General features: G+C 49.5%; 21 protein-coding genes. 7 read left to right on the top strand and 14 right to left on the bottom strand.

Features of this window, described 5'->3' with window-relative positions; all coding sequences use genetic code 11:
* Positions 1–155 precede the first annotated feature (155 nt).
* Positions 156–1,352 (top strand): NnrS family protein, encoded by a 1,197-nt coding sequence (locus H7A02_01275; GenBank protein MCP5170887.1) that lies wholly within the window; start codon positions 156–158, stop codon positions 1,350–1,352.
* Here the strand turns inward: H7A02_01275 and H7A02_01270 are convergent.
* Genes H7A02_01270 through mpl form a run of 3 tightly spaced genes read right to left on the bottom strand, consistent with a single transcriptional unit; the run spans position 1,349 to position 3,963 of the window.
* Positions 1,349–1,972, bottom strand: a complete 624-nt coding sequence (locus H7A02_01270) for a DUF2238 domain-containing protein (GenBank protein MCP5170886.1) — start codon at positions 1,970–1,972, stop codon at positions 1,349–1,351. The two genes, H7A02_01275 and H7A02_01270, sit on opposite strands and share 4 nt — an antisense overlap.
* A 3-nt stretch (positions 1,973–1,975) precedes the next feature.
* Positions 1,976–2,578, bottom strand: coding sequence for a UbiX family flavin prenyltransferase (locus tag H7A02_01265; GenBank protein ID MCP5170885.1), 603 nt, complete (start codon positions 2,576–2,578; stop codon positions 1,976–1,978).
* Positions 2,575–3,963: a UDP-N-acetylmuramate:L-alanyl-gamma-D-glutamyl-meso-diaminopimelate ligase gene (gene mpl / locus H7A02_01260; GenBank protein MCP5170884.1), complete on the bottom strand. Its 1,389-nt coding sequence runs from the start codon at positions 3,961–3,963 to the stop codon at positions 2,575–2,577. Before mpl ends, H7A02_01265 begins: the two co-directional genes overlap by 4 nt.
* 282 nt (positions 3,964–4,245) lie before the next feature.
* Here mpl and H7A02_01255 point away from each other — a divergent pair, with 282 nt between their 5' ends.
* Complete coding sequence (locus H7A02_01255) at positions 4,246–5,508, top strand: 6-phosphofructokinase (GenBank protein MCP5170883.1); 1,263 nt, start codon at positions 4,246–4,248, stop codon at positions 5,506–5,508.
* 39 nt (positions 5,509–5,547) lie between these two features.
* Here H7A02_01255 and H7A02_01250 read toward each other — a convergent pair whose 3' ends face one another.
* Positions 5,548–6,003 carry a D-tyrosyl-tRNA(Tyr) deacylase gene (locus H7A02_01250; protein ID MCP5170882.1) on the bottom strand — a complete coding sequence of 152 codons (456 nt, stop codon included), beginning with the start codon at positions 6,001–6,003 and terminating at the stop codon, positions 5,548–5,550.
* Positions 6,004–6,145: 142 nt separating this feature from the next.
* Here H7A02_01250 and H7A02_01245 point away from each other — a divergent pair, with 142 nt between their 5' ends.
* Positions 6,146–7,141 (top strand): hypothetical protein, encoded by a 996-nt coding sequence (locus tag H7A02_01245; protein ID MCP5170881.1) that lies wholly within the window; start codon positions 6,146–6,148, stop codon positions 7,139–7,141.
* A 40-nt stretch (positions 7,142–7,181) separates the two neighbouring features.
* On the opposite strand, the gene H7A02_01240 is transcribed toward H7A02_01245, so the two are convergent.
* Positions 7,182–9,302 (bottom strand): PAS domain S-box protein, encoded by a 2,121-nt coding sequence (locus tag H7A02_01240; GenBank protein ID MCP5170880.1) that lies wholly within the window; start codon positions 9,300–9,302, stop codon positions 7,182–7,184.
* A 229-nt stretch (positions 9,303–9,531) separates the two neighbouring features.
* Here H7A02_01240 and H7A02_01235 point away from each other — a divergent pair, with 229 nt between their 5' ends.
* Entirely contained in the window at positions 9,532–10,668 is a 1,137-nt protein-coding gene (locus H7A02_01235) for an N-acetyltransferase (GenBank protein ID MCP5170879.1), read from the top strand.
* A gap of 109 nt (positions 10,669–10,777) precedes the next feature.
* Here the strand turns inward: H7A02_01235 and sthA are convergent, their stop codons facing one another.
* Complete coding sequence (gene sthA / locus H7A02_01230) at positions 10,778–12,187, bottom strand: Si-specific NAD(P)(+) transhydrogenase (GenBank protein MCP5170878.1); 1,410 nt, start codon at positions 12,185–12,187, stop codon at positions 10,778–10,780.
* A gap of 311 nt (positions 12,188–12,498) precedes the next feature.
* Between sthA and H7A02_01225 the strand changes: the two genes are divergently transcribed.
* The 3 genes from H7A02_01225 to H7A02_01215 are packed head-to-tail and all read left to right on the top strand — an operon-like array spanning position 12,499 to position 14,174.
* Positions 12,499–13,221 (top strand): hypothetical protein, encoded by a 723-nt coding sequence (locus H7A02_01225; GenBank protein MCP5170877.1) that lies wholly within the window; start codon positions 12,499–12,501, stop codon positions 13,219–13,221.
* 50 nt (positions 13,222–13,271) lie between these two features.
* Positions 13,272–13,877, top strand: a complete 606-nt coding sequence (locus H7A02_01220; protein MCP5170876.1) for a cytochrome c oxidase subunit 3 — start codon at positions 13,272–13,274, stop codon at positions 13,875–13,877.
* 12 nt (positions 13,878–13,889) lie between these two features.
* Positions 13,890–14,174, top strand: a complete 285-nt coding sequence (locus H7A02_01215; protein MCP5170875.1) for a cytochrome C oxidase subunit IV family protein — start codon at positions 13,890–13,892, stop codon at positions 14,172–14,174.
* On the opposite strand, the gene H7A02_01210 is transcribed toward H7A02_01215, so the two are convergent.
* The 8 genes from H7A02_01210 to H7A02_01175 form a co-directional block, all read right to left on the bottom strand.
* Positions 14,175–18,278 carry a cobaltochelatase subunit CobN gene (locus H7A02_01210; GenBank protein ID MCP5170874.1) on the bottom strand — a complete coding sequence of 1,368 codons (4,104 nt, stop codon included), beginning with the start codon at positions 18,276–18,278 and terminating at the stop codon, positions 14,175–14,177.
* Positions 18,279–18,353: 75 nt separating this feature from the next.
* Positions 18,354–18,665 carry a DUF2149 domain-containing protein gene (locus H7A02_01205; protein ID MCP5170873.1) on the bottom strand — a complete coding sequence of 104 codons (312 nt, stop codon included), beginning with the start codon at positions 18,663–18,665 and terminating at the stop codon, positions 18,354–18,356.
* Positions 18,646–19,272 (bottom strand): MotA/TolQ/ExbB proton channel family protein, encoded by a 627-nt coding sequence (locus H7A02_01200; protein MCP5170872.1) that lies wholly within the window; start codon positions 19,270–19,272, stop codon positions 18,646–18,648. Before H7A02_01200 ends, H7A02_01205 begins: the two co-directional genes overlap by 20 nt.
* Before the next feature lie 139 nt (positions 19,273–19,411).
* Positions 19,412–21,604: a TonB-dependent hemoglobin/transferrin/lactoferrin family receptor gene (locus tag H7A02_01195; GenBank protein ID MCP5170871.1), complete on the bottom strand. Its 2,193-nt coding sequence runs from the start codon at positions 21,602–21,604 to the stop codon at positions 19,412–19,414.
* Positions 21,605–21,878: 274 nt separating this feature from the next.
* Entirely contained in the window at positions 21,879–22,712 is an 834-nt protein-coding gene (locus H7A02_01190) for an ion transporter (GenBank protein ID MCP5170870.1), read from the bottom strand.
* A 26-nt stretch (positions 22,713–22,738) separates the two neighbouring features.
* On the bottom strand, positions 22,739–23,179 hold the full coding sequence (locus H7A02_01185; protein MCP5170869.1) for a hypothetical protein: 441 nt from the start codon (positions 23,177–23,179) through the stop codon (positions 22,739–22,741).
* Between the two features lie 166 nt (positions 23,180–23,345).
* Positions 23,346–24,902 carry a transposase gene (locus H7A02_01180; GenBank protein MCP5170868.1) on the bottom strand — a complete coding sequence of 519 codons (1,557 nt, stop codon included), beginning with the start codon at positions 24,900–24,902 and terminating at the stop codon, positions 23,346–23,348.
* Between the two features lie 156 nt (positions 24,903–25,058).
* A complete protein-coding gene (locus H7A02_01175; GenBank protein MCP5170867.1) occupies positions 25,059–25,448 on the bottom strand; it encodes a VOC family protein in 390 nt (129 codons plus the stop codon).
* Positions 25,449–25,461: the final 13 nt, after the last annotated feature.

Here is a 25,461-nt window from a genome sequence, read left to right as displayed (position 1 = left end):
CCTGTTTAAAACGGCAGCAAGGCTCTTCACTTTTTCCAAAAACACAGACCTGCGTTTTTAAAACATCATTGCTATTTATCAATAACATTGCCGCACAAATCCGATACTATTGGCTCTTGTTTGCGCTTTACCCGTCATCAAAAAGAGCTCTTTGAATGCTGAATATCACTGATCTGAAGGCCGAACAGCGAAAGGTGCCGCTTTTCAGGCTGGCTTTCCGTCCCTTCTTTCTGTTCGGTTGCCTGTTTTCAATATTTTCCCTGATCATCTGGGGCAGCTTTCTCAGCAACCCGGCCATCAACATGCAACCCTATGGCGGCTGGTTCTGGTGGCATGGGCATGAAATGCTGTTCGGTTTTGTCTGCTCGATTATCGTCGGTTTTTTGCTGACTGCCGTGCAGAACTGGAGTGGCTTGCCGGGTATTTCCGGCTGGCCCCTGGCGGGATTGTTCGCGCTCTGGGCAACCGGAAGACTGCTCATGATCACCCCCGTTCTTCCTCCTATTGTTATCGCTGTTGTCGATAGCCTGTTTTTACCTGCCGCTGCAGCGGTGCTGGCCCATCCCGTGATCACAACAAAATTGTGGCGCAACCTGGTTTTTGTGCCATTGCTATTACTACTGGCCCTGGTAAATGCAACCACTCATTACCAACTGATTAATGGCAGCAATTTTTCACTGCCCTGGACCCAATCAGCAATACTGATTATCGCCCTGATCATGTCGGTGCTCGGCGGTCGTGTCATCCCGTTTTTCACTGCCAATGCCACCCGAACGGAAAAGCCCCAGCCACTTGTCTGGCTGGAAGTGCTGGCGATCGGCAGTGTTGTTATTCCCTTGTTCTACAGTCTAGGCTCAGGTGATATTGGCACCAACAAGTTGGTCGGCGGTTGTTTTATACTTGCCACTGTTTCGCATACTCTTCGCTTTGCCCGCTGGCAGTGCTGGTTAACGCTCAACAACCCCCTGCTCTGGTCTCTGCATCTGGCTTACCTGTTTATTATTGTCGGCTTTGCGCTATTAGCCAGCTATCACTTAGGGTTTAACATCACGCTGACAACAGCGTTACATGGTATAACCGTTGGTGGCATGGGGTTGCTGATTCTGTCCATGATCAGCCGCGTATCCCTCGGGCACACAGGACGAATGCTGATTGTCAGCCAATGGATTGTAGGAGCTTATGTCGCTTTAGCTATTGCCGCTGTTGTGAGACTGGTTGCACCTCTGGCAACAGGGTATACAACACATATGTACCTGTTAAGCATCGCCGCCTGGGTAGCAGGCTACCTGATTTACGCAGTGGTTTACTGGCCAGTACTCACACAACCAAGACTGGATGGCAGGCCAGGCTAATCGCGATCATTGCCTGTCACTGCTGCCAGTTGCCTGTCGTGCCAGTGGCTGAGTAATAACTGGCTGGCAATCGCCCCCAGCAGGGCCAGCATCATATCCCACTGCGCATCCCAGATATCACCCTGAGTGCCGAGAAAATCAACAGAACCATCGCCTCCGATTTCAGCTGACCACCATTCAATCAGCTCGTAAAAAGCACTGAATGCCAGGCAGAAGCAGATCACCAGAAATACGCGCCAGCCGCGAACACGAATCAGGCGATAACGGATAAAAATCTCCCGGGCAATAAGCGCAGGCACAAAGCCCTGAGCGATATGACCAATACGGTCATAGTGATTACGGCTGAAATCAAACATGTCCTGCATCCAGAAACCAATCGGCACACGGGAATAAGTGTAATGAGCACCCACCAGCAAAATAACAGCATGGATGACAATCAAATAGTAAACGATACGGGTAAGCGGAAATGTCTGCCGGGTAAACCAGAGCAGGGGAATCGCGATCACCACCGGGACTGCTTCTGCCCACCAGATATTGCGACTGGCCGGTTCGATCCACGACCAGACCATAACGCCAAGCACCAGCGCAAGTAAAATCAGCAACTCCCGATTAGTCGCCATTTATCAGTCTCCCCAACGAGGCAAAAGCGCTTGCTCAATCTCGAGTTGATCAAGAATCCTGGCCACCACAAAATCCACCAGATCTTCCACCGATTGCGGATTCTGATAAAAACCTGGCATGGCTGGCAGCACAGTGACACCCAATTTTGAAAGCGTCAGCATATTCTCCAGATGAATCGAGGACAGCGGTGTTTCCCGCGGCACAACAATCAGCTGACGCTTTTCCTTAATAGCCACATCTGCCGCCCGTTCAATGAGATTATTGCTGGCGCCACAGGCAATTGCGGAAATAGTGCCACCACTGGCCGGGCAAATTACCATTGAAGTGGCGGCCGCAGAGCCCGATGCTGCCGGTGCAAACCAGTCTTCTTTGGTAAATACCTGGATCTGACCATCTTCCGCATCAAAATTAGCTGTCAGAAAATCCTCCAGCGCTGAATCAGCCGGAAGCGAGAGCTCCGTTTCAGTTTCCACAACAATGCGCGCAGCATTTGAAATCATAAAATGGACATTGCAACCCACCTGTACCAGGCAATCCAGCAGTCGCAACCCATACTGAGCCCCTGAGCCACCGGTCATCGCCAGTGTTACTGTTCGATTTTTCATGAATTCTGCAATGCCTCTATTAATTGCTGATGGAAACCACCAAAACCACCGTTGCTCATGATAACAATATGGGATGCGCCTGTTTCAGCACTTTTTGCAACCGTCCTGCTGACCAGCTCATTGATGCCGTCCACCACCTCAGCAGGCACAGCGCCATTGCCCACCACCGCTGCCAACGACCAATCGATATTATCCGGCTGAAACCACAGCGCATAGTCAGCTGCAGCAGTAGCTGCGGCCAGTTGATCCTTGTGAACACCCTGTTTCATCGTATTGGATCGAGGCTCAATCACCGCAATAATTTTTTCTGAACCGACACTTTTCCGTAAGCCTTCAAGCGTGGTGGCAATCGCTGTCGGGTGATGTGCAAAATCGTCGTAGACCCGAATATTCTTGACAGTTGCAAGGTGTTCCATGCGCCTTTTGACACCCGCAAATTGCGATAATGCTTCGGCAGAAACGTCCGCAGTCACCCCCACATGACGTGCAGCCGCCATCGTTACCAGCGCATTATTAACACTGTGTTGACCCGTTTGCGTCCAGCTTACCTCACCCGCTTTTTTACCTTCGAAAATCACTTCAAAATGGCTGCCATCACTTTTCAACAGGTTGGCTTGCCAGCGACTCGTGGTTTCATTTTCTTCGCGGCTAAAAGTGCCACCGGTCAACTCGGTTTCACTCCAGCATCCCTGCGCCAGCACCTGCTGTATATTCCTGTCATTTGCAGGCGCAATAATCAATCCATTACCCGGCACCGTGCGAACCAGATGATGAAACTGGGTCTGGATTGCCGCCAGATTGGGAAATATGTCGGCGTGATCAAATTCCAGATTATTCATGATCAATGTGCGCGGACGATAGTGGACAAATTTTGAGCGCTTATCGAAAAAAGCACTGTCGTATTCATCCGCCTCAACCACAAAAAAAGGCGACTCACCTAGCCGGGCGGAGACACCGAAGTTCACTGGCACCCCCCCGATAAGAAAACCGGGCTGCATACCGGCGTATTCCAATACCCAGGCAAGCATGCTTGATGTGGTGGTTTTGCCGTGGGTCCCGGAAACCGCCAGCACCCATTTTTCATTGAGAAACTGATCGCCCAGCCACTGAGGGCCGGAAACATAGGGAATACCTTTTTCCAGCACATATTCCACAGCCGGATTCCCTCGTGACAGCGCGTTGCCAATTACCACCAGATCCGGGGCGGGTTCGAGTTGTGAAGGCGCATAACCTTCAATCAGACCAATACCAGCCTGCTCCAGCTGGGTGCTCATGGGGGGGTAAACATTGGCATCACAACCGGTAACCTCATGCCCGCTGGCTTTCGCCAGTTGAGCCAGGCTGCCCATGAAGGTGCCGCAAATACCCAGAATATGGATGTGCATTGAAGAATCTCTTTTATTCGTGCAGCACAAAATACCCGAACGGCTGTGACAAGCAAGTCTCTAGCACCAATTTTTGATGACAAGACAGTAATATTGCCCGATTACCCATTTGGATTAGTGCCAACACACCACCGGCAACCCCTGCCTGCAGGGTCTGCATTTGTTTTTTTGCTACGACAATGCCATCCCATATCGTAAAATCACTTTTTTCAAGTTGCCTGTGAATTCATTGAAAAAATCCAGTATCATGCGCGCCTCGGAAATCGCAGGTAAATGTATCCAATGTCGACGAAAAACGCCTTTTATGCACAATCCGGCGGAGTGACTGCCGTTATTAATGCTTCCGCTTGCGGCGTAATTGAAGCCGCCCGCGAACACAACGATAAAATTGGCACCGTCTATGCCGGTCGCAATGGCATTATTGGTGCGCTTCGTGAAGAGCTGATCGATACCAGTCTGGAATCTGCCGAAGACATCGCGGCGCTCAGACATACGCCTTCGGGTGCCTTTGGATCCTGCCGCTACAAGCTGAAAAGCTACGAAGAGAACCGGGAAGAATATGAACGCCTGATCGAAGTATTCAAAGCTCACAATATCGGCTATTTTTTTTACAACGGGGGCGGTGACTCGGCAGATACCTGCCTTAAGGTCTCAAAAATTTCCGAGCAGATGGGTTACCCCATTCACGCCATTCATATACCCAAAACCGTCGACAATGACTTGCCGCTGACTGACTGCTGCCCCGGTTTTGGCTCCGTGGCCAAATATGTTGCCGTGTCCACCAAAGAGGCAAGCCTCGACATTGCATCCATGTGCCAATCTTCCACAAAAGTATTTATTCTCGAAGTGATGGGGCGTCATGCCGGGTGGATCGCTGCCGCAGGTGCATTGGCCGCAGATCAGGCCGGAGATCCACCGCATATTATCCTGATGCCGGAAGTCCCGTTTGAAGAAGAGAAATTCCTGGCGACCGTTGATCAAACAGTCAAGGAAAAAGGTTACTGCGTTATCGTCGCCTCGGAAGGCACACAGAACGCTGCAGGTGAGATTATTGCGGCATCAACCCATACTGATGCTTTCGGCCACAAACAGCTGGGCGGCGTTGCACCAACGCTGGCAGGCATAATCAAGGCAAAACTCGGCTACAAATACCACTGGGCTCTGGCTGATTATCTGCAGCGCTCGGCTCGCCATATCGCCTCAGCCACAGATGTCGAACAAGCCTATGCCAGTGGTCGTGCAGCAGTTGAGCTGGCCCTGCAGGGTAAAAACTCCGTGATGGTGACTATCGAACGCAATGAAGGCCCTGAATATTCCTGGCGCATTGGTGAAGCCCCTCTGAACGAGGTTGCCAATGTAGAAAAAATGATGCCTGCCAGCTACATTACGGAAGACGGCTATGGTATTACTCAGGCTGGTCGTGATTACCTGGAGCCATTGATTCAAGGAGAGGATTATCCCCCTTACAAAAATGGTATGCCCGTTTACGCTCGACTGAAAAAACAACTGGTAACAAAAAAGCTGGCCACAGAATTCAAAGTGTAGCTTGATCTTACGGCGCGCTGGATGAAAGAAAAGAGTTTTTCAAACTTCCAGCAAAAAAGTTACCGGCCCATCGTTGCACAAACTCACCTGCATATCGGCGCCAAACCTGCCGGTAGCAACTGGCAGACCGCTCTTGCGGGCTTCTGCAACAAAATAGTCATACAGTCTCTCGGCCTCATCCGGCACCGCCGCCGACGAAAAACCGGGCCGCAAGCCTTTTTGGGTATCCGCCGCCAGAGTGAACTGGGAAACCACCAGCAGTTCACCCCTTACATCCCTTAAACTGCAATTCATCTTGCCAGCATCATCAGGAAATACTCGGTAGTCCAGCACCTTCTTCAGCAGTTTTTCCGCTTCGACATGAGAGTCCCCTTTCTGTACACCCAATAACAGTAAAATGCCCCGGTTTATCTCACCGGTAGCGCAGTCAGCCACCATCACTTTTGCGTAACTGACACGTTGAATAAGAGCCCGCACAACAATCCTTATACCCATTAACCATACGCAGAGAATATCAGATTTCATACTGCTTGAACCGGACTAACGATCAAGGGCATACGGAGGCTTGTCCGGCACAGCTTGTGGAACCACCCGCAGAGCGATAGCATTAACGAGGTTAATCTCTGGATAGCACGACATGAACACTAAGCTGATACCGGTGATCACTGCCTTTTTTTTGCTTTTCAGCGCTGGTTTTGTACCGCGGTGTTTTGCCCAATTGCAACAGGAGAAAAGCCCCCACACAGAGAAGGTCGAAGAGCATCCTGATAACACCGACACAGAGAGCAAACCCTGGTATCACAGCAGCCGGGATTATGTGGTGCATCACGCTGACAATATTGCACAGTGGACCGACACTTTTTTCGGTGACAAACGCACCGAACAGGAAGCCGCTTATTCCACCCTTCGCCTGCGGTTGAAACACAGCTGGAATGAAGACGATGATTTCGATAGCGATCTGGGACTGCGCGGAAAACTGCACCTGCCTCGCATCAACAAGCGTCTCAGCCTGCTCTTTTCGGATGACGAACAAACCAGTGATGATGACCTGATTGCGGACGACAGGGATAGCTCTGACGACATCGCCTTGCAGTACAGGGCGCGTGAAAAAAAATATTACCGCATTGACCTGAAAGCCGGTCTGCGCTCATCAGGGAACCCCAAGGGTGCTGTCCGTTACCGATATGAACGACCGATTGAAGACACCCTGATTGGACGGTTCAGCAGCGAACTCTACTACCGTGGCGGAGACGGGCTAGGACATCGAGCACGACTGGAGTTCGACAAGATTCTGGACAGCGACAAGGTGTTCCAGTGGCATAACAAAGTGAACTGGGAAGAAGAGGAATCCGGTGTTTCCTGGGTGACCGGATTCGCACTCAAAAAACGCCTGACTGAAAAAAAAGCGGTATCCTATTATGTTTCAGCGAATGGCAGCACACAACCTGATGGCCTGACCAACAGTTACGGGCTTGGCATCCGCTATCGGCAGAACCTTTTTCAGCCCTGGATATTTGCAGATATACAGCCCGGCTACCGCTGGGTCAAACAGGATCAGCATGACGACAGACACGGCGTTGCATCACTGGTGCTCCGACTGGAAGTAGTCTTCGAAAAAGACTTTTCTCAATAGCCCGCTCTGCTGCTCTGCAATGCGCAGACGTCTGCAAGATTCAGTCAACCGCCAGATTCTCTGACTGTTTGCGAGGCAAACGGACAACAAACGTCGTGCCCTTCCCTTGCTCGGTTTCAAAAAACAACTGCCCCTGATGACCCGTTACCACAATATTGTGTGCAATTGAGAGCCCCTGCCCCGTACCTTTGCCAACACCCTTGGTGGTGAAAAACGGTTCGAAAATGCGCTCGGCAACTTCGGCAGGTATGCCATTGCCCGTATCTTTAATGCGGATTTCCACCCACTCATCATCGCTGCTGGTGGCAAGCGTAATGGTGCCTTTCTCGACGCCTTTATCACTGTTCGACTCATCAATGGCATGGGAGGCATTGACAATGAGATTCAAGAAAACCTGGTTGAGTTCACCCGGCAAGCACTCCACCATGGGCAGATCGGGGTCCAGTTGCTTCTCAACTTCCGCCACATACTTCCACTCATTAGCACTGACCGTGAGTGTTGTCTCCAGCGAGTGGTTAATCTGAGTCATGGTTTTACTTTGCGCTTGCCCCGGATGTGAAAATTCTTTCATGGCACTGACAATATCACTTACGCGTTTAATGCCATCCATCGAGTCAGAAAGTGCTTTCGGAACTTCCCGGGACGTATATTCGTAATCGAGCTTTTCAAAATTCTCCTCCAGCTCGGCAATTTTCTCTGGCGAAAGAGCTCCCGCCCCCTCTTTAATTGATTGAAGTATCTCGCCATAAGGCTCGATTAACTGATTCACATCACCAAAAAAGTCCTGCACAAAGAGAATATTGTCACCAATAAACTGAATAGGCGTATTAATTTCATGGGCGACCCCTGCTGCCAACTGACCAATGGATTCCAATTTTCGCGACTGGGAAAGCTGCTCTTCGAGTTTTTTGCGCTCGGTAATATCTTCAACAATGGCCACAAAAACAGCTGGTTCGGTAGCATAAGAACGGTGCAAATTCACCTTGGCCAGATAGATTGATCCGTCTTTGCGCTGGAATCTGGTTTCAAAAATGGCAGGTCCCTTTTTACTGGAAGCCAGAGGGGATACCGAATCATCAAACTCTTCTCGGCTGTAATCATTCATCAGGTCAAGCAAGGTCATTGTTTTTAATTCAGCGGAGCTAAACTGGATGTTTCTTTGCGCGCCTTTATTGGCCCCCAAAAACTTGAGACCCTCTTCCTCAAAATAATAAATTTCGCTGGAAGATTCATCGAGAATATAACTGAGCCTGGTCGACTCCTCCTGCGCTACTTGCCGTTCCCGCACCTCCTGCTCAAGCTTCACATTGCTCTGCTCGAGGTTCTTAGCCTGAACTTCCAGATCATGGGTACGTTCTCGAACTTCCTGGCCGAGCCGTTCAGCAACCTCTTTCTCAACATCCAGCTTGCGCTCGAAATAAACTGTCAGCAACGTTATCAGCAGCACCACTACCGTTGCAGCGGCAACCGTCAACCCAATCCCGAGCTGGCTAAGGCCGTGAGCAGCTCCTCCCATAACAGCGTCTGGAATCGGGGTATAGATCGCGGCAGCCATGCCAGTGTAATGCATGCCGCAAATCGCAAAGCCCATAATCAGAGCAGCGGCCACTTTCAATCTGAATGCCTGACCGGTTTTGAGATTGATTCTGGACATCATCCAGAGCGCCACAACAGAAACCACAACCGCAATCACAATAGAGATTGAAAATATCAATGGGTCATAGCTCAATGCAGCGGGCATGACCATGCCCTCCATACCGGTGTAATGCATTCCGGCGATGCCACAGCCCAATATCAGCCCACCACCAAGAAGTCGACCCGCGCCAACTTTTTTCCCTGAGGAAGCATAAATGGCACAACACGCAGACAACATTCCAACAAAGAGCGAGGCAAGCGTGATTGAAATATCGTAAGAGAAGGGCATATCCATACTGAAAGCCAGCATGCCGACAAAATGCATCGACCAGATACCCAACCCCATAGAAAAGGAGCCGGCCAGTAACCAGTAAAAGGCTGCTCTACCCCGCAATTCCGCATAACGCTTGCTGAGCGAAAGGGCCGTAAATGAAGCAAGAACAGCAACCCCGTAGGAAAGCATCACCAGACCAATATCAAAATACCCACCACCCATTTCGACAGGACCAAAGAAAGCAGCCATCATGTAACTCCTGATATATTTATTATTCTGTACACCGAGCCTTACTACCTTTCCAGTACCTAAACAGTGATCGCGCTTCTGATTCAGGTTCTCTGCCGACCAACCACTATCGTATTACTGAAATGGATAGTAGATGTCACTCAAACTGTTTTCAACCAAACAGCGGGCGAACTTTTTAGCAGGATATGGATAATACCCGCAATATGACCACAACCCTCACCAGGACAACCAAATGAATGTTCGCTTTATCGATCGAATCAGCGACTGCAGCGCTGCAGCCTGGAATCTCGTGGCCGGTATCGACTACCCGTTTCTGCGCCACGAGTTTTTAGATGCACTGGAAACGAGCGGCAGTGTCGGTGGCGAATCTGGCTGGCAACCCTTTCATGCCCTGTTATTTGATCAGGATATGTTGGTGGCCGTTATGCCGCTTTACCTGAAAAGCCACTCTTATGGGGAATATGTTTTCGACTGGAGTTGGGCCGACGCCTACCAGCGTAACGGTTTACCCTACTACCCGAAACTGGTGACCGCAATTCCCTTTACACCCGCAACAGGAAACAGAATAGCCACTAACAATCTCGAAGCAGCCACCGCCTGTGATTATTTTTGCAAAGCTATTACCCAGCAACTGAAGCAGAAAAATTTCTCGGGATGGCATGTATTATTCCCGGAACAAGAAGAGAGTCTGCACCTTGAAAAAGCCGGATTACTTGATCGAATCGGTGTCCAGTACCACTGGTTTAATCAGGGCTATCAATCTTTCGATCACTTTCTAAACACCTTCAAATCACGCCAACGCAAGAATTTGCGCAAAGAGCGACGGCGGGTTTATGAGCAGAACGTATCGCTATCCATACTCACCGGAGACCAGCTGACTCCCGATATATGGCAGCATTTTTATCGATTTTACCAGGCCACTTACGCCAAACGAAGCGGTCATGGCGGTTATCTGACCAGAGAATTTTTTCAATTGATAGGAAAACACATGGCAAGCCAGATCGTTATGGTGATGGCCTATCAGGATGATATACCGATTGCTGCCGCCCTGAACTTTCAATCCAGCAACACGCTTTATGGCCGCTACTGGGGAGCCATTCGGGAGATCGACGGCCTTCACTTCGAAACCTGCTACTACCAGGGCATTGAATACTGCATTGCTAACGGTTTGCAGCGATTTGATCCCGGGGCACAGGGCGAGCACAAGATCCAGCGGGGATTCACGCCAGTCAATACGCACTCCATGCATTGGATTGCCCATGAAGGCTTTCGCAAAGCCATTGGCCGTTTTCTTGAAGAGGAATCCTCCCAGGTGTCTCGCTACACTGAGCACTCGAAACAGTTTCTACCATTTAAAAATACCGACTAACGTAACATCACCGTTTTGGTGAAAGACCACCGTCGGCGTTACAGCAAAAAACGATAAAACTGAGGAAGCCATCAACCATTACCTATCGCCCAATTTGAATGCCTCATTTTTAACCATCCTCATAGAGACGATTCAACCCATTCAGCGCAGCAATGCGATAGGCTTCAGCCATGGTTGGGTAGTTAAAGGCCGTACGAATAAAATAGTCAATGGTATTGTTTTCACCCGGTTGATTCATGATAGCCTGGCCAATATGAATAATCTCGGTCGCCTCTGCGCCAAAACAATGTATGCCCAGGATCTGGTGTGTTTCCGGATGGAACAACAGCTTTAACACCCCCACCATATTGCCGGAAATTTGCCCACGGGCAGTGTCCTTGAAAAAAGCGCGGCCAATTTCGTAGGGGACTTTAGCCGCTGTCAGTTCCTGTTCCGTACGGCCGACTGAGCTGATCTCGGGAATCGTGTAGATTCCTGTAGCTACATCTTCGACAAATTGGTTGCTCTCTTTACCTCGTGCCGCTGCAGCGGCAGAACGGCCCTGATTGTAGGCGGCGCTGGCCAGGCTGGGCCAGCCAACTACATCACCCACTGCGTAGATGTTTTTAATGGCGGTCTGATAGCGGTTGTTGACCTTCAGCTGACCGCGATGATCAGGCTCAATTCCCAAGGCTTCAAGCCCCATATTGTCAGAGTTCCCCATACGGCCATTGCACCACAGCATGGCATCAGCCCTCAGCTTCTTGCCGGACTTCAGCTTCAAGGTAATGCCCTTGTCATCAGCAATCACTTCGCTGTACTCCTCCCGGTGTCGAACCATGACGCCGGTATCCCGCAGGTGATAACTGAGCGCATCAGAAATCTCGTCATCAAGAAATTCCAGCAAATAATCGCGACTGTTAATCAGGTCCACCTTCACCCGCAAGCCGGAAAAAATAGATGCATACTCACAGCCAATCACTCCCGCCCCGTAAATCAGCAATTTACGTGGCGTGTGCTCCATATCCAGAATACTGTCGCTGTCGTAAATTCGAGGATGATTGAAATCAATGTCATGCGGATGATAGGGGCGCGAACCTGTAGCAATAACAATACTTTCCCCGGTAATCACGTCCTCACTGCCATCACTGAGTGTGACAAACACCGAATGTTCGTCCACCAGACGGGCATGCCCGGTCATGCGCTGAATACCGTTGCGGGAATAAAATCGTGACCGCATATCCACCTGCCGCTGGATCACCTTTTTCATTTCCCCCTTCAGATTTGGGAATGAATAGGAGCGCGGGTGCACATAGTCACTCAACAACGGGTTATTGGAAAATCGCAACAACTGCTTGATTGACTGCCGCAACGCCTTGGACGGAATCGTTCCCTTGTGTGTGCAATTGCCACCCACCTTGGGCTGCATCTCAATAACAGCGCAGCGTTTACCACGTTTAACAGCATTCATGGCGGCACTTTCACCTGCGGGCCCACTGCCAATTACAATCATTGTAAAATCGCAACCCCGGTCAGACATGATAGCTCCCAAACGGTAAGTAAAATGAGTGATTAATCCGGTCGCCAGTATATGCCTGGCTGGTCGGTAACTGCTACGAAAATCCGGGCCTGACAACCGCATTCTGGCTGCAAGCATAACATCAGCCCGGAATAGTTAAACAGATTGCAGTGGTGTAAGATTGCCTGGCAGGACTGTTAGCAGCCTATAACAAAAATCGGTATCAACTGTCAGCCTTGCGCCCGCTTTCAAAAAACCAGCGTTCGAGGCGCCAGCCGTGGCACATCAGACCTCGAACACACTGATACTAAAAAATGCTAAAGGAGAGGATAATGATAAACACAACCGGAGACGAACTGTTCCGAAAATCAATGAAGTTCTGTGCATGGTCAGGTTTTCTGGCCATTGTGTTTTTTATCATCGGCGGTGTTTTCCTGGGAGGAATGCTACCGCCATTGCTCAATGCCAGCGAGCCCCCTGCCGAATTCGTCAGAAAGGTTTCAGAACACCTTTTTGAAATCCGTATCGGCTCTGTTATTTTGATGCTGTCGTTCGCACTGTTTGGTCCTTTTGGCGCCGGAATTGCCGCACAGACACGGCGCGCTGAAAGCAATCCCGTTTTTTCCTATGTCCAGATTGTGTTCACTGCCTGCGGCACAATGGTCGCCTTGCTGGTAGCATTTGCATGGGCGCTGATGGTATTCCGCCCGGATGTTTACCACCCATCATTGGTCCAGATGTTCGCGGATCTGGCTTATTTTCTTGCCGTTTTTTCTGTTCCTGTTTTCGGCGGCTGGTGTGTTGTCATTGCCCTGCCCATTCTGTTTGCAGAGGAAGGCAGGGAACCCTTTCCACGCTGGGTGGCCTACGTCAACCTGTGGGCCGTTGTTCTGTTTGCACCTGGCCAGCTTGTTCTGTTCTTCAAGGATGGTCCTTTCTCCTGGCACGGAATAGTTGCACTGTGGATTCCATTTGTCGCGTTCTTCCTGTGGATTTTAATCATGTCGATTGCCATGCTGCAGGCGGCAAAGCCGGGCGATACTGAGTCGGCATGAACACCCACTCACACCAAAACCGGTTGATAATGGAATAAACAGGCGTATTCATGAACCATACTCCTGACGCCGGAACATTTGCGAACAAATCGCCAGTCAAACCAGCAGTCAAAATTCCGGGCGAGCTGGGGATCTGGCTGTTTGTCGCTGGCGATCTCATTGTCTTTGCTGTTTTCTTTATCGTCATCGCACTCGGGCATAAAGAGCAGGCCAATATATTCGCACAGTCACGTGCCGCTCTCGACTTGTGGGTTGGTGTATTGAACACATTGCTACTGCTAACCGGGTCCTGGTTCGTTGCCGTCGCTGTAGACAAATGCAGACTCAAACACCATCAGGCAGTCAGTCGCTATTTTACTCTGGCGATTTTGTGTGGCCTCAGTTTTGTTGCGAACAAGAGCTTTGAGTGGGGAAATAAAATCAAGGCGGGGATTACTCCGGAAACAAACGACTTCTACATGTACTTCTTCGTTTTTACCGGCATTCATCTGTTACACGTTCTGATCGGTATCGGCATACTTTTTATTATTCGCAGCGTCAGTCGGCGCCCAACCTTACGCGAGCGCGATATTCGCACCCTTGAGAACGGCGCAACTTTCTGGCACCTTGTAGACCTTTTATGGGTAGTGCTTTTCGCCCTGCTCTATCTGCTCTAAGGTCTGACAATAGTGAATACGAAAACAGGCAACCTCGTGCACAATGCGATGACTCTCGCCTGGATTGCACTCATTACAGCCACGGGCGTTGGCTGGTGGCTGGGGCATACCGCACAGAGTGGTCAGGAGAACGTTCAGCTCGCAACGGCGGGGATCATCGTGACAGCATTTATAAAAGTCTGGATTGTAGGCTTCCAGTTTATGGAGTTGAGGCACGCTCCCCGCTGGCTGCGACACACTTTTGACGCCTGGGCTCTCACTGTGTGCAGCACGCTCATCATTATCTGTCTAACATGACTACTGGCAATTTCCAAAAGCACGGCGGTCAATAAAATTTGCTTGCCGAATAGCGCCGATTAACATAATCGATACACAGGCAAACAAAAGATAAAATAATGTGAGGTCTTGCTGATCTCCCGTCTCTGATACTTCAACTTTTTCCAGCTGCTGCCCTTCAATCGGCGCTGCCTCAGAATTAACACCCGGTGCTTCAACCGGAGCCGTTAAACGCAGCTCCAACCCAAAACCGGCCGCCTGTTGATTGACATACTCTCGCAAGGTTTCACTATCAGGCATCAAATCATGTTCGGTAACTAGCTGCTGGTAACGCTCAATCATGGCCTGCAACGTGGCGTTATTGGCCTGCCAATAATTTTTGCGTACCGCTTCCAGCATCCGCTCTATCAGCATCGCCTGCGCTTCAGGATTTACCTTCTCAAACCATTGGTTAATTTCCAGCTCGAGTTTGTCTTCAACATAAACTTCAAAAAACTCCTGCCATTGGTCATCGCGCACAATATTCGGGTCCACCACCTGCCAGCCCCAGAAGTTGGCAATATTGGCAGACATCGTCACTGCACCGCTATAACCCTCTTTCTGCATTTCCTGAATCCAGCGTTTATTGAAGTTGCGGGTTCGAAGCTCTTTGGCAAGAAAAGTCGAGGCTTTTTCCATTTTCCCTTTATTGGCATCACGCAGGTTACTGATCAGCATTTCCGGGCTTTGGCCATCCAGATTTCTCACCGCCATGGCCAACGAACCGAAATACTCAAAGGGATCATCCGAGGTTATCATGCCGTACAGGTTTGACGATCGAGAGAAGGCCACAACATCCGTGCCCGAAAGCTGTTTGCCGTATAAACCGTCGACCTTCTGCCCCCAGCGCTTGTTGTCGGCACCAAAGGCGTACCCCATTTTGGCCAAGTAGTTATCGGCAATCTTCGCATCGGTTTCCCAGGTATCGCTGTTGAACACCGGCCCATCCACGCCGGAACCATATTGCCCCGAAGCATTGGAAAAGATACGCACCGTGGACAGATACTGCGCTTCATCCTGGGCAGCACCTTCACCAATAAGCTGCTGCTGTATGCGCTGACTGTTATCCCAGAGGGAGTTGTTGTCCTCTTTGAGCTGGGCTACCTGCTGAACAGCTTTGGCCAATAGCTGCATCACATTGGGAAATGCATCGCGGTATAACCCGGTTGCAGACAACACCACATCCACTCTGGGGCGCTTTAATTCCGAAGCGGGAATAATCTCGGTATCGACAACCCGGCCATCATCACTCCACACCGGGCGAACGCCCATGGCTTTCATCGCTTGACCTTCCAGCACACCGTAGTGGCGCATGGCCTCTATTGACCAGAGTGAGAACGCCATTTTATCCGGATAGCGATTATGCTCCTGATAATAGTTGGCAATCATTTCTTCCACCAATTCTTCGCCCTGCTCATAAGCGGCCTTCGTCGGCAACCGTGATGGATCAAAACCATACAGATTCAAACCCGTGGGCAATGATTCCGGGTGGCGAATCGGATCGCCGCCTGTTTTTACCGGGATATAAAGGCCGGACAATCCTTTCACCAGGCTATCCAGCTCCTGAATATTCTGCATGTTCTGGTAATACTGTTTGCCCGTAGTCACAAATTCGCGCAATGCCTCGGGCAATTGTTCGACATCGGCATCACCAACAACAAAATCACGCACGGTTTTATAACCGCCCAGGTCTTCTACTGCCGACGAAGCCTCATGAAAATGTCCGCTGTGATCCTCAGTATGATTTATCGGGGCGCTATCTTTGTCACTCTTGCTGAGGCCATTATCATCGTGACGGTGCTGTGGCTGTTTGTCGTGATCGTGCGAGTGGTTTTCATCATGCTCATGATGTTCCGCGCCTTCTTTATGGTGATGGTCCGCAACCGACGGATAGCTCACTTCAAAGTCGCTGGCCAGTTCAATAAACCGTGCACCCAGCATTTGCACCACAGTAGAAATCACCAGCTTGTGCTCGGCCAGCTCGCCAAAACTGTGCAACCCCAGCGGCTGATTCTCCGCCGCCAATTCACCCAGATAATCGTGAAGCGCTACCAGAAATCCGTCAAAATCAGCGTCTATAGCCTTGCGCCCCCAACCGAAGTCCTTACACAGGCTCTCTTCAATGCAGGTATCCACAATCTGCGCAGCTGTTTTCTGCTTGACGCCACCGTCGTCCAGCGACTCATGCTGATGCATGAGTTCGTGAATATCGGCAGTAACACCCTGTAATCCTGCTGCCGCATAGGGTGGCGTCATATGACTGATTACCACAGCACCACCACGGCGTTTGGTTTGCATGGCCTCACCCACATCATCAACAATAAAGGGATAAAGCACTGGCACCGTGCCTATGGATAAATTACCACCATCGTAGCGCGACAACCCCCGCTCCTTGCCGGGTAAATACTCTTGCGAACCGTGTGTACCGAGATGGATAAAGGCATCGCTGCCCCACACTTCGCGAGCATAAAAATAGGCTGCCAGGTAATAGTGATTCATAGGCACCGTCGTGGTGTGGTAAAGGGTTTGGTCCTGATCTTTGCTATCACCCCGCGGCGGCTGGCGCATAATCAGCATATTGCCGTTAACAATTCTTGGAATCACAAAAAAGTATTCCCCATCTCGTTTCACCACCATAAAATTATCTTCGGGATCTCCCCAGAATTCAGATACTTTAACTACAACTTCTTCAGGCAAAGTCTTCAGCCAGTTGCGGTATCGCGCCACAGGCATCAGATCGGCGAGATCATCTTCCAGTAACTCTTCCAACTCAACACTGCGGTAAAACGGGTTGAGTGTTCTGTCCGCCCGGTCGCTGTAATAATCATGCTCATAGGGTTCAACCCGATAACCTTCGTCATGCAACCGGTGACTAATGGTGTGCAGGCTGTCAGGCACATTCAAAAACGAAGCGCCGAGATCCTTGTCGCCCCAGAACATAACAGTGATTTTTTTCTCATGATTGGGCTTTTTGCTCAACACGGCCAGTTTCAACACTCTTTCCAGCATGAAATCCAATTGATAATCGATAATTTCCGTAACGCCCGTTTCCTGATTGACCGCCGCAACTATGGTCGGGTCTATCACCCCGGCGGTTTCCGGCAACACCAGTGTAAAGGCCATCATACCGGGGGAAATGCCCTGTTCACTGGCTTCCCAGTCCTGCTGATTGCCGTCAAAAAAAGTTAATGCCTGCACAACGGGCTTACCGAGCTTTTCGAACTCTGCCTTTCGGCGGTTGGCAAAATGAATGGTGCGAAAATTAATAAACACATCAACAGCGGTCTCGCCGTTTTTCTGCAACAGATCAATCAGGTCATCGGATAGCGTCCAGGTTTCACTGAATACCGCAAAAACATCTGCTCCTTTTTCTTGAAGGCCTGCTACCGTAGCGTCAACCAGTTCCGTCTGACCTGCTTCAATTGCTGCACGGGGAATCAGCAGGCCGATGACCATCGGATCATTTACCTGACTATTCATACCACCCAAATCTTTGCCAGAGCCGTTCTGGTTTAACCAGGTCTGATAGCCACTGAGAGAATCAAATACTTGCCCGTCATATTCAGGGTGGTAAATACCGGCTCGCGGGTAAACAATCGGTTTGCCAATAACACGGGAATCGCCGGAGAATATTCGATAGCGAATGTAACTCAGCATTCGGCTGAAGTTTTCTACTCCACCGTTGTCGTAATAGGCAAACAATGCCTGCGCCTGCTCGTCTGTCAGGTTATTGCGAAGGTCCGTGTTATCTAACGCTTTAACAGGCATAAACCGTTTTTCGCTGGCGCTAATAAGCGGCGCATACTTGCCAAAGTTCTGCTGTGTAAAACGGGCCGAAGCATCATCAAGAATAATCAGGTCATACTGTTCGAAAAAACTCTTTGCCTCCGACAAATCTCCCAGATCCCGCTCAGATTTCTGGGTGATTTTCAGTGGCCCATCTTTTGCGAGCTGTTTGATCAGCGTCACCTTGGCCTTGTTGCTGTGATCAGCACTGACAAACAGAATTTTTTTTTCATTGGCCTGCGCGGAGGTCAGCGTCAATAGAAAAAATGCGGCAACAAAAACCAGCTGGATAAGTTTCATTAAGGGTGTCTCGCCAATCAGATGAGTAACAAATATCAATTCAGTGTGGAGATGAAGAAGCCATAAAGCTGAAGGCTATTCAGGCACATAAACAATCGAGCCATCAGCCATTTTGTAAGCAGTACCGGCTTTCACGCCTTCACCGCTGCCTATTTCACCGCTGCTTTTATAGGTTTCTATTTTCTCCCCGTTTTTAATAATCATTTCCATATTCGGTGAACCCGCATTTTTTATAACGGTCACGTTCTCTTCCAGAAAAGGGTTCATGGGGTTCTGGGCAATGGCAATTAACAGGGCTGCTATCAGCACCAGAAACACATCGACCAGATTAACCAGGGAAAGCGCAGGGTTGATTGCCTCGTCTTCATCAAGCAGCTTCACGCTCATTCTCCATGGTCGCTAATGGCTCGTCATCCGGGTTTTCCTGACTGTTCAGCAATGGCAGTAAATCGACCAGCTCTGTAGCCAACCAGCGCTTTTTAATGCTGGCAATCCAGAAAGTAATAGAAGCAATTACCAACCCGAAAATAACCGCCGAAAAAGCCACAATCAGATTGTCACTGATACCCTGTACATTGCCATCCGCCAGGCTTTTAAGCGCTGGCCCCATGGGTACCATTGTCGCAATAAGGCCCAGCATTGGGGCTAAACGACTCACCGTTCGCACCGCTTCCAGCTCTTTCAAGGCAGCGACATCCAGATAATCTTTCGTCAATATCGCATTGTTTTTACCGGGTGCTTGAGCCAGATAAAAATGTTCTGCCAATGGGTAACCTTTAATGACGGCGTTTATGCCATCGACTCCACTCACCGCCTGTTGATAGGCTTGGCGATAATAACGACGCTGTAAAACCTGACAGCCAAACTCACCCAGCGCATAGAGACTATAGGCAAACAGTAAAACCAGCAGCACCAGCACTGGCGCCAGAAACAGGTCTGATAATTGATACATCAATTCTTCAAGACCCTGTATGTCCAAAGAGAGCACGTCCATAGTAAAAACCTTATTACACAAATTAATTTGCAGGCTCTCAGGCAGATAACCTGCAAATCCGGTTAAGTCATGATTCAGATATACGACTCAGGCAGTTCATAGCAAAACCCATCAGAAGCATTGCCCAGAAGCCAATGACTCAGAATACATAATCCAGAGCAACCCGAAATTCTGTGCCTGACTCCTGCGCCAACGCCACACTGCTGCTGTCAGCATCCAGCCCTTCCAGATTGGCCCAACGTGCATATTGTTTATTGAAGAGGTTGAACACACCGAGCTTCAGCTTTGCCTGCTTGGTCAGGTTATAGTGGCCAAAGACATCCACAATGCCGTAACCACTGGCGGTAACGCTGGTGTCACTGGAAACACGGGTTTTCTCTCGCACCAGTGTCAGAGTAGTTTCCACGCCCCAGGTGTCATCTGTCGAGCTGTAAGCAATACCAAACACACCGGTTAAAGGCTCTACCGAATCAAGCGGCCGATCAGCCTCCTCGTCATCACCTTTTGCATAGGCAATGCTGCTGTTGAGCTGCCAGTGATCAGCAAGCTGCCAATTTGCAGTTAATTCGGCGCCATAAATACGCGCTTCACCAATATTGATATCCTGGAACTGGCTGATAGCGCCTTCCATACCCACAAACTGGCTGTCGATGAAATCATCATAGTGATTATCAAATATCGCAAAGCTCAGAAACGCATTTTCAAGGGAGGCTTTTACCCCCAACTCAACCCCGCGACTGGTTTCCGGCTTCAGGTCAGGGTTGGGTACGGTGGCATAATTGAAATTGAGATTAACAAACGACTGATTTGCTTCATCAAAATTTGGCGGCCTAAAACCTTCAGCGTATTGAGCAAACAGCGAAACTTCATCGGTCAGGTCATATATCACGCCAAAGTTTGCCGAGACTTCGCTTTCGGTAACAGACTCAACAGGAAAACCATCAATACCAACCGCGCTATCCGCGTCGGCATCCATCTCATAGTAGTCATAACGAATACCGGGAATCAGGGTAAAACCGCTGTCACCCAGCACCATTTCGTCCTGCCAGAAGATACCGGTGCGCGTGGTTTCGGTATCAGGGAACGTCTTGTTCGGGAACGACTCGGCACCAGAGAATGGAAACGCCAGAATGTCGCAAGTCTGCGAACCAAATTGCACATCAGTTTCACAGCGGTTACGAGGACGCTCGGTGTCGGTCAACTCGTAACTCACGCCGTAAACCATTGCGTGCTGTACAGACCCCGTTGCAAACGATTTCACCAACGTGGCGCCACCCCCTTTCACTTGCTGATTGAACTCAAAGTCGGTGTCCCTTATTGCCGCCGTACCAAAAGGCGCAAAAGGGAACGAATAGCTGGTTCGCTGCTGCACGGTATTTTGTATTGCATCCGTTTTTTGCCAGAACAAATGACTGTCAATATGGTCGGCAAATACTGCACCCAACTGCCAATGGTGGCTCAGGCTTAAGCGGTAACGCTCAGTTTCATCGCGTCCAACAGAATCCAGCACACTGCCACTCACATCACTGTCGAGCTGATAATCGACATCCTCTTGCAGCGCATCAAATGCGAGGCCCAATTGATGGACGTCACTCGGAGTCCACACCATTTTCAGCAGTAGAGCATCAGAACTACCATCCTGCGGGTTCAACTCACCATCACCTTCGATTTCTTTTTCGTGGAAATCGCGCCGCGTATACTGACCAATAAAACCCCAGTCACCTTGTTGCGTCGCCGCCGTAAAACCAACCTTGCCCTGCTCATCAGCGCTGGAAGCCTGTGACCGCAAAGCAAAATAGGTGTCGCGCCCATCGGCCAGGTAATCCTTCGGGTTTTTGGTATTTAAAATAACCACCCCTCCCAGCGCGTCTGCGCCGTATAAAGCTGAGGCGGGGCCGCGAATAACTTCAACACTCTTAAGATCATCCACCTCAAACGCGTCACGCCCGTAGGAGGCGGGGCCAGCAGCATAAATATCATTGCTTCTTACACCGTCAATCAACGTCAACACACGGTTACCGCCAATACCTCGGATAATAAAGCCCTGATTACCGCCACGACCCGCCGTGTCCATAGATAAACCCGGCTGATAACGCACCAGATCATCGAGATCATTCGCTACCTGGCGCTCGATCTCCTGAGCAGAAATAACGCTAACCGTTCCAGCAATATCGCCCAACTCACGAGGCAACCGGGTGGCTGTAACAACAACATTTTCCATGGCGCCAGATTGAGATTGATGAGATGAAGTTTGATTTTTTCTTTCATCCGCCAACACAGTAAACGACACAGGAAGTGCCAATAGCGTCAAAAAGAGGGCCTGCTTGTTCATTGCACGAGTCTCCGGTTTGTGGATTTCCGGAGATGATAATGATTATCATTACATATGTAAACAATAATCATTATCGTTTGTAGCTTTTAGCAAAAAAAGGCTTTAATCCCTTCCTTGTGTTAAAAGGATACAGCTATTACTGAATCAGCCGTGTCATCAAGCGAAATAAGGTGGTTTGAAAAGTTGAATAATTTTTTGGGAGTGCTCATTGTTATCGGCGGTTCAACTAACAGATTTCACCTGTTCATCTGAACAGAAAATATGATCATACAGCTCAACCGAAATGCACCTTCTCCCGTAAAGATTTACCACAGTTTGAACAGAAATTATCGGCCGAAGAAATGTGGTGATTGCAATCAGTACAAGCACTCCGCTTGTTCAGAAGCTCACCCAGTTTGATGGTTACCACCCCCGTCAACAGCGCAAACATGGCGACACCCGTGAGCATCAAAAACGCTGCTACTACTTTCCCCATAACCGTAACGGGCACCATATCACCATAACCGACCGTGCTCATCGTCACAATACTCCACCAGCAGCCAATATAGGCATTGGGGAAGGTTTGCGGTTCAACATAGTAGATAAGATTTCCAGAAAGCAATACCAGAATAATAATCGCTGCTAACACCACGAATACCACATCAAATACTTCAAGCATGGATGAAAACAACAGGCGCAGCGCACGTAGGTAACGTAACAGCTTGAGCAGGCGCATGATCCGCAACAGGCGGATTGCGAGAAAACCGTGCCCCAAAAAGAGTAAAGGTAACCAGGTAAGTAAATCAATCAACCCGTAAAAGCTGAGCGCATAATGTACTGGCTGTCGGCCAGCGTACAAACGTAAAAAATACTCCAAAATAAACATCAGGGTAACGGTAATTTCTACCACCTGGATAACCGTATGCGCTCTCTGCGAGATCCCGGGGATAGTGCCAGCCATTGACAGCAGCACACTGCCAAAAATGACCAGCACGCCGATCAGATTGGCATAGCGCCCCAATGGTGATTGCAAATCGAACAGCAGTCGGTTCAACCAAACCTGTGCAGGATTACTCAGCTCTCGTTCTATGCGCCATTTTGGAGGTAACTTATCAGCCAGTTTTGTCATATTCGGTTCCTGCACTTGTTAAGTGTTTATTTGTGTTTGGCATTTTGTTGGGGTACCGATGAAGGATTCACAGTATTGGTTGAATTGGTTGTTTGTGGCGATGGTTTGGCTGTTAATGGCGCACCAATGGGTTCTGTATGATAGATACTCCACGCTAAGGTCAGAGCTAGGATTACAACCGTTAGTACCGAGGTGGCAACTATTTGACGGTGCTGAGACACAGACTTCCGCTCTTGAATAAGACGACAAACATTTGAATATGCGTTATTCCAGATTAACAGCGATGTTTCAGCGTGGAGCGGCTGTTTGCCGCCCCAAGGGTTGCCTTCGGTTGGAAAGTATTGTGATAGCACAGCCAAAAATGATTTTAGCTCTTTCTCGGAAGCATCCAACAAGTCTGCATGGAAGGCGTAACACAATACTTCGCCTCTTTGCTTCATGGAATTATCGTACTCGAATTTTTGCACGGTTTTTCCTTAAACACTTAACGAGCCTGTAGAAAAACGCAATTGCAGTCAGGTTTTAGCGTGGCCACTATCGTTCCCTGGCGACTGCTCATACGTTAACCAATCTGTTTAACATAATCGCTCCTTATGCGTACTATCAGGGCAAGCGTGTGGATAACCTTGTGCATTACCCTATCGCTCCGTAGTTCATAATCTTCTCGATATTATGCACCAGACAGTACAATTTCCATTGCCCCTCAACTTTCTTTTGCCCCCGCAACGAGAAACGGCTTAACCTTTTGTTTGTGCCAATGTTGCCAAATACCGGTTCCACCGTTGACATGCGATGGCCATAAATCACTTTACCCTGTTGGCTGTCCACCCGGCGCTTCATCCACTCTGTCGCAGAGTCCTTGCTCTTCAGCATAAACGACACCAGACGACCATGCCCCTTACGATGATCCGCTGATAATGGATTGCGCAAGCACTCTTCCTTGCGAGGGCAAGCTCGGCAATCCGTTAAGCGGCCTTCAAACACTATCTGAGTATTGCCGTTGGCTTGCGGTGTCTCCCGGTGAATCCACATCGGTTTTCCTTCAGGGCAGGTACAGGTTTTTCTGTGGGCGTTAAACTCGAACTCACGGGCGGGAATCACTGGCTTGAGACCTTTGACGCTATCCTGGTGCCGTTTGCCGTACTTGGCTTTCTGCGTGTTGAAGCGTGGATCGCGTGAGCGGAACTGGTTGTCGGGAATATAGGCATTGATCTGTTGTTCCCGCAGATAGCGGTCATTGCTCTGGCTGGAAAACCCTGTGTCGGCCGTTATGGTGACCTGATCCTGATAAATATCCTCACTCAACTTGAGCTTTTTGTAACGCTCTTTGATGGTTTCCAGCACCGGTTTTAGCGTGTGTTGCTCCTGGCTGGCGCCGAATGCCTGAGCATCGATAATGATCTGATGCTTTTTATCCACCGTGGCCACCCCGTTGTAGCCTTGAATCGTCCCTTTGCTGGTGGTCATCTTGGCCGATTCATTGTCGGTGAGATTGCTCTTCACCTCTCTCTGCTGTTTGCCTTGGCCCCTCCGTGGGCGTTGCGTCTTTAGGAACTGGTCAATCCGCTTAAACTGCTTCTCTAGGGTTTCCATCTCCTGAGTCACCTGCCATTTGCGGTCACGCTCATCACGTTTGCGACCGTCTAGTTGTTGGTGCGCTTCCAGGCACTGGCGAATCCGCTTTCTCAACTTGTTGCTTTTCTGCTCCAGCTCCGCAAACGTGCCAGAATGCTCCTTTGACGCATTGGAGGACATTTTACAGCCGTCGATGGCAAACAGTTCGTTGCCCAATAGTCCTTGCTGATCGCAGACCAGTAGCACCTGTTCAAATACCGCTTCAATAGCATCCGGGTAGCGGCTGACAAAACTGGCAATGCTGGTGAAGTGCGGTACAAAATCGCAGGCGAGCGCCTTGAAAATAATATTGTGTTCGCATTGCCACTGAATCTCGCGGCTGGAAGTAATCCCTTTGGAATAGGCAAACAACACGATCTTCAAAAGGATGGCCGGGTCATAGGCGCGACGTCCGCCTTCATCATTGTTGAACTTGTCGTAAAAGGCCGATAGATCAATATGGGTATCGATCAGATGATGAAGGGTAAACTCGAAGGTGTTGGGCTGCAGCTGACGCTCAAAATTGATCACCACCATCGCGTCTTGTTGGTAGTTATACTTCTTGAAATTAGGCATGATGAAATCCTTTTCCCGAGGCCAAATTTTAGCAAAAACACCTTGATTATAGGAGTTTTTCTACAGCTTCAACGCCTTGCTTTGGGGCAGCCGAAACGCAGTGTAGGCTGTCCCAGCCGCGCAGCGGCGAACAACAGCAACTTGTTATGTGTGACGCTACTCATGACACACAACCACTAATTTATTACCTGATGGGTCCCGCAGATAAGTTGCATAAAAATTTGGATGCGCTTCTTCTCTAATGCCTGGAGCTCCTTCATCTGCTGCACCAGCCGCTATTGCAGATTTATAAAATTCGTTGACCTGACCTCTGGTTCTAGCAAGCAATGCAACATTAACCCCATTGCCGGGAGTAGCAGGTTCTCCGTTGTATGGCTTACCAATCCACAAACAATTTTTACCCGTGTGAATGTCTTCAGGATTGCCATAACCAGCGAAGGTTTCGCCAGTTGATTGCCTGCTGTAACCCAATGAAGGCATGACACGATCATAGAATTCTATTGATTTTTGAAGGTCATTTGTTCCTATCATGATATGGCTAAACATGGTCAGCTACTCA

This window comes from Pseudomonadales bacterium, from assembly GCA_024234435.1.
GTDB lineage: Bacteria > Pseudomonadota > Gammaproteobacteria > Pseudomonadales > Porticoccaceae > JACKOF01.
This window is presented reverse-complemented; position numbering and strand designations above follow the sequence as displayed.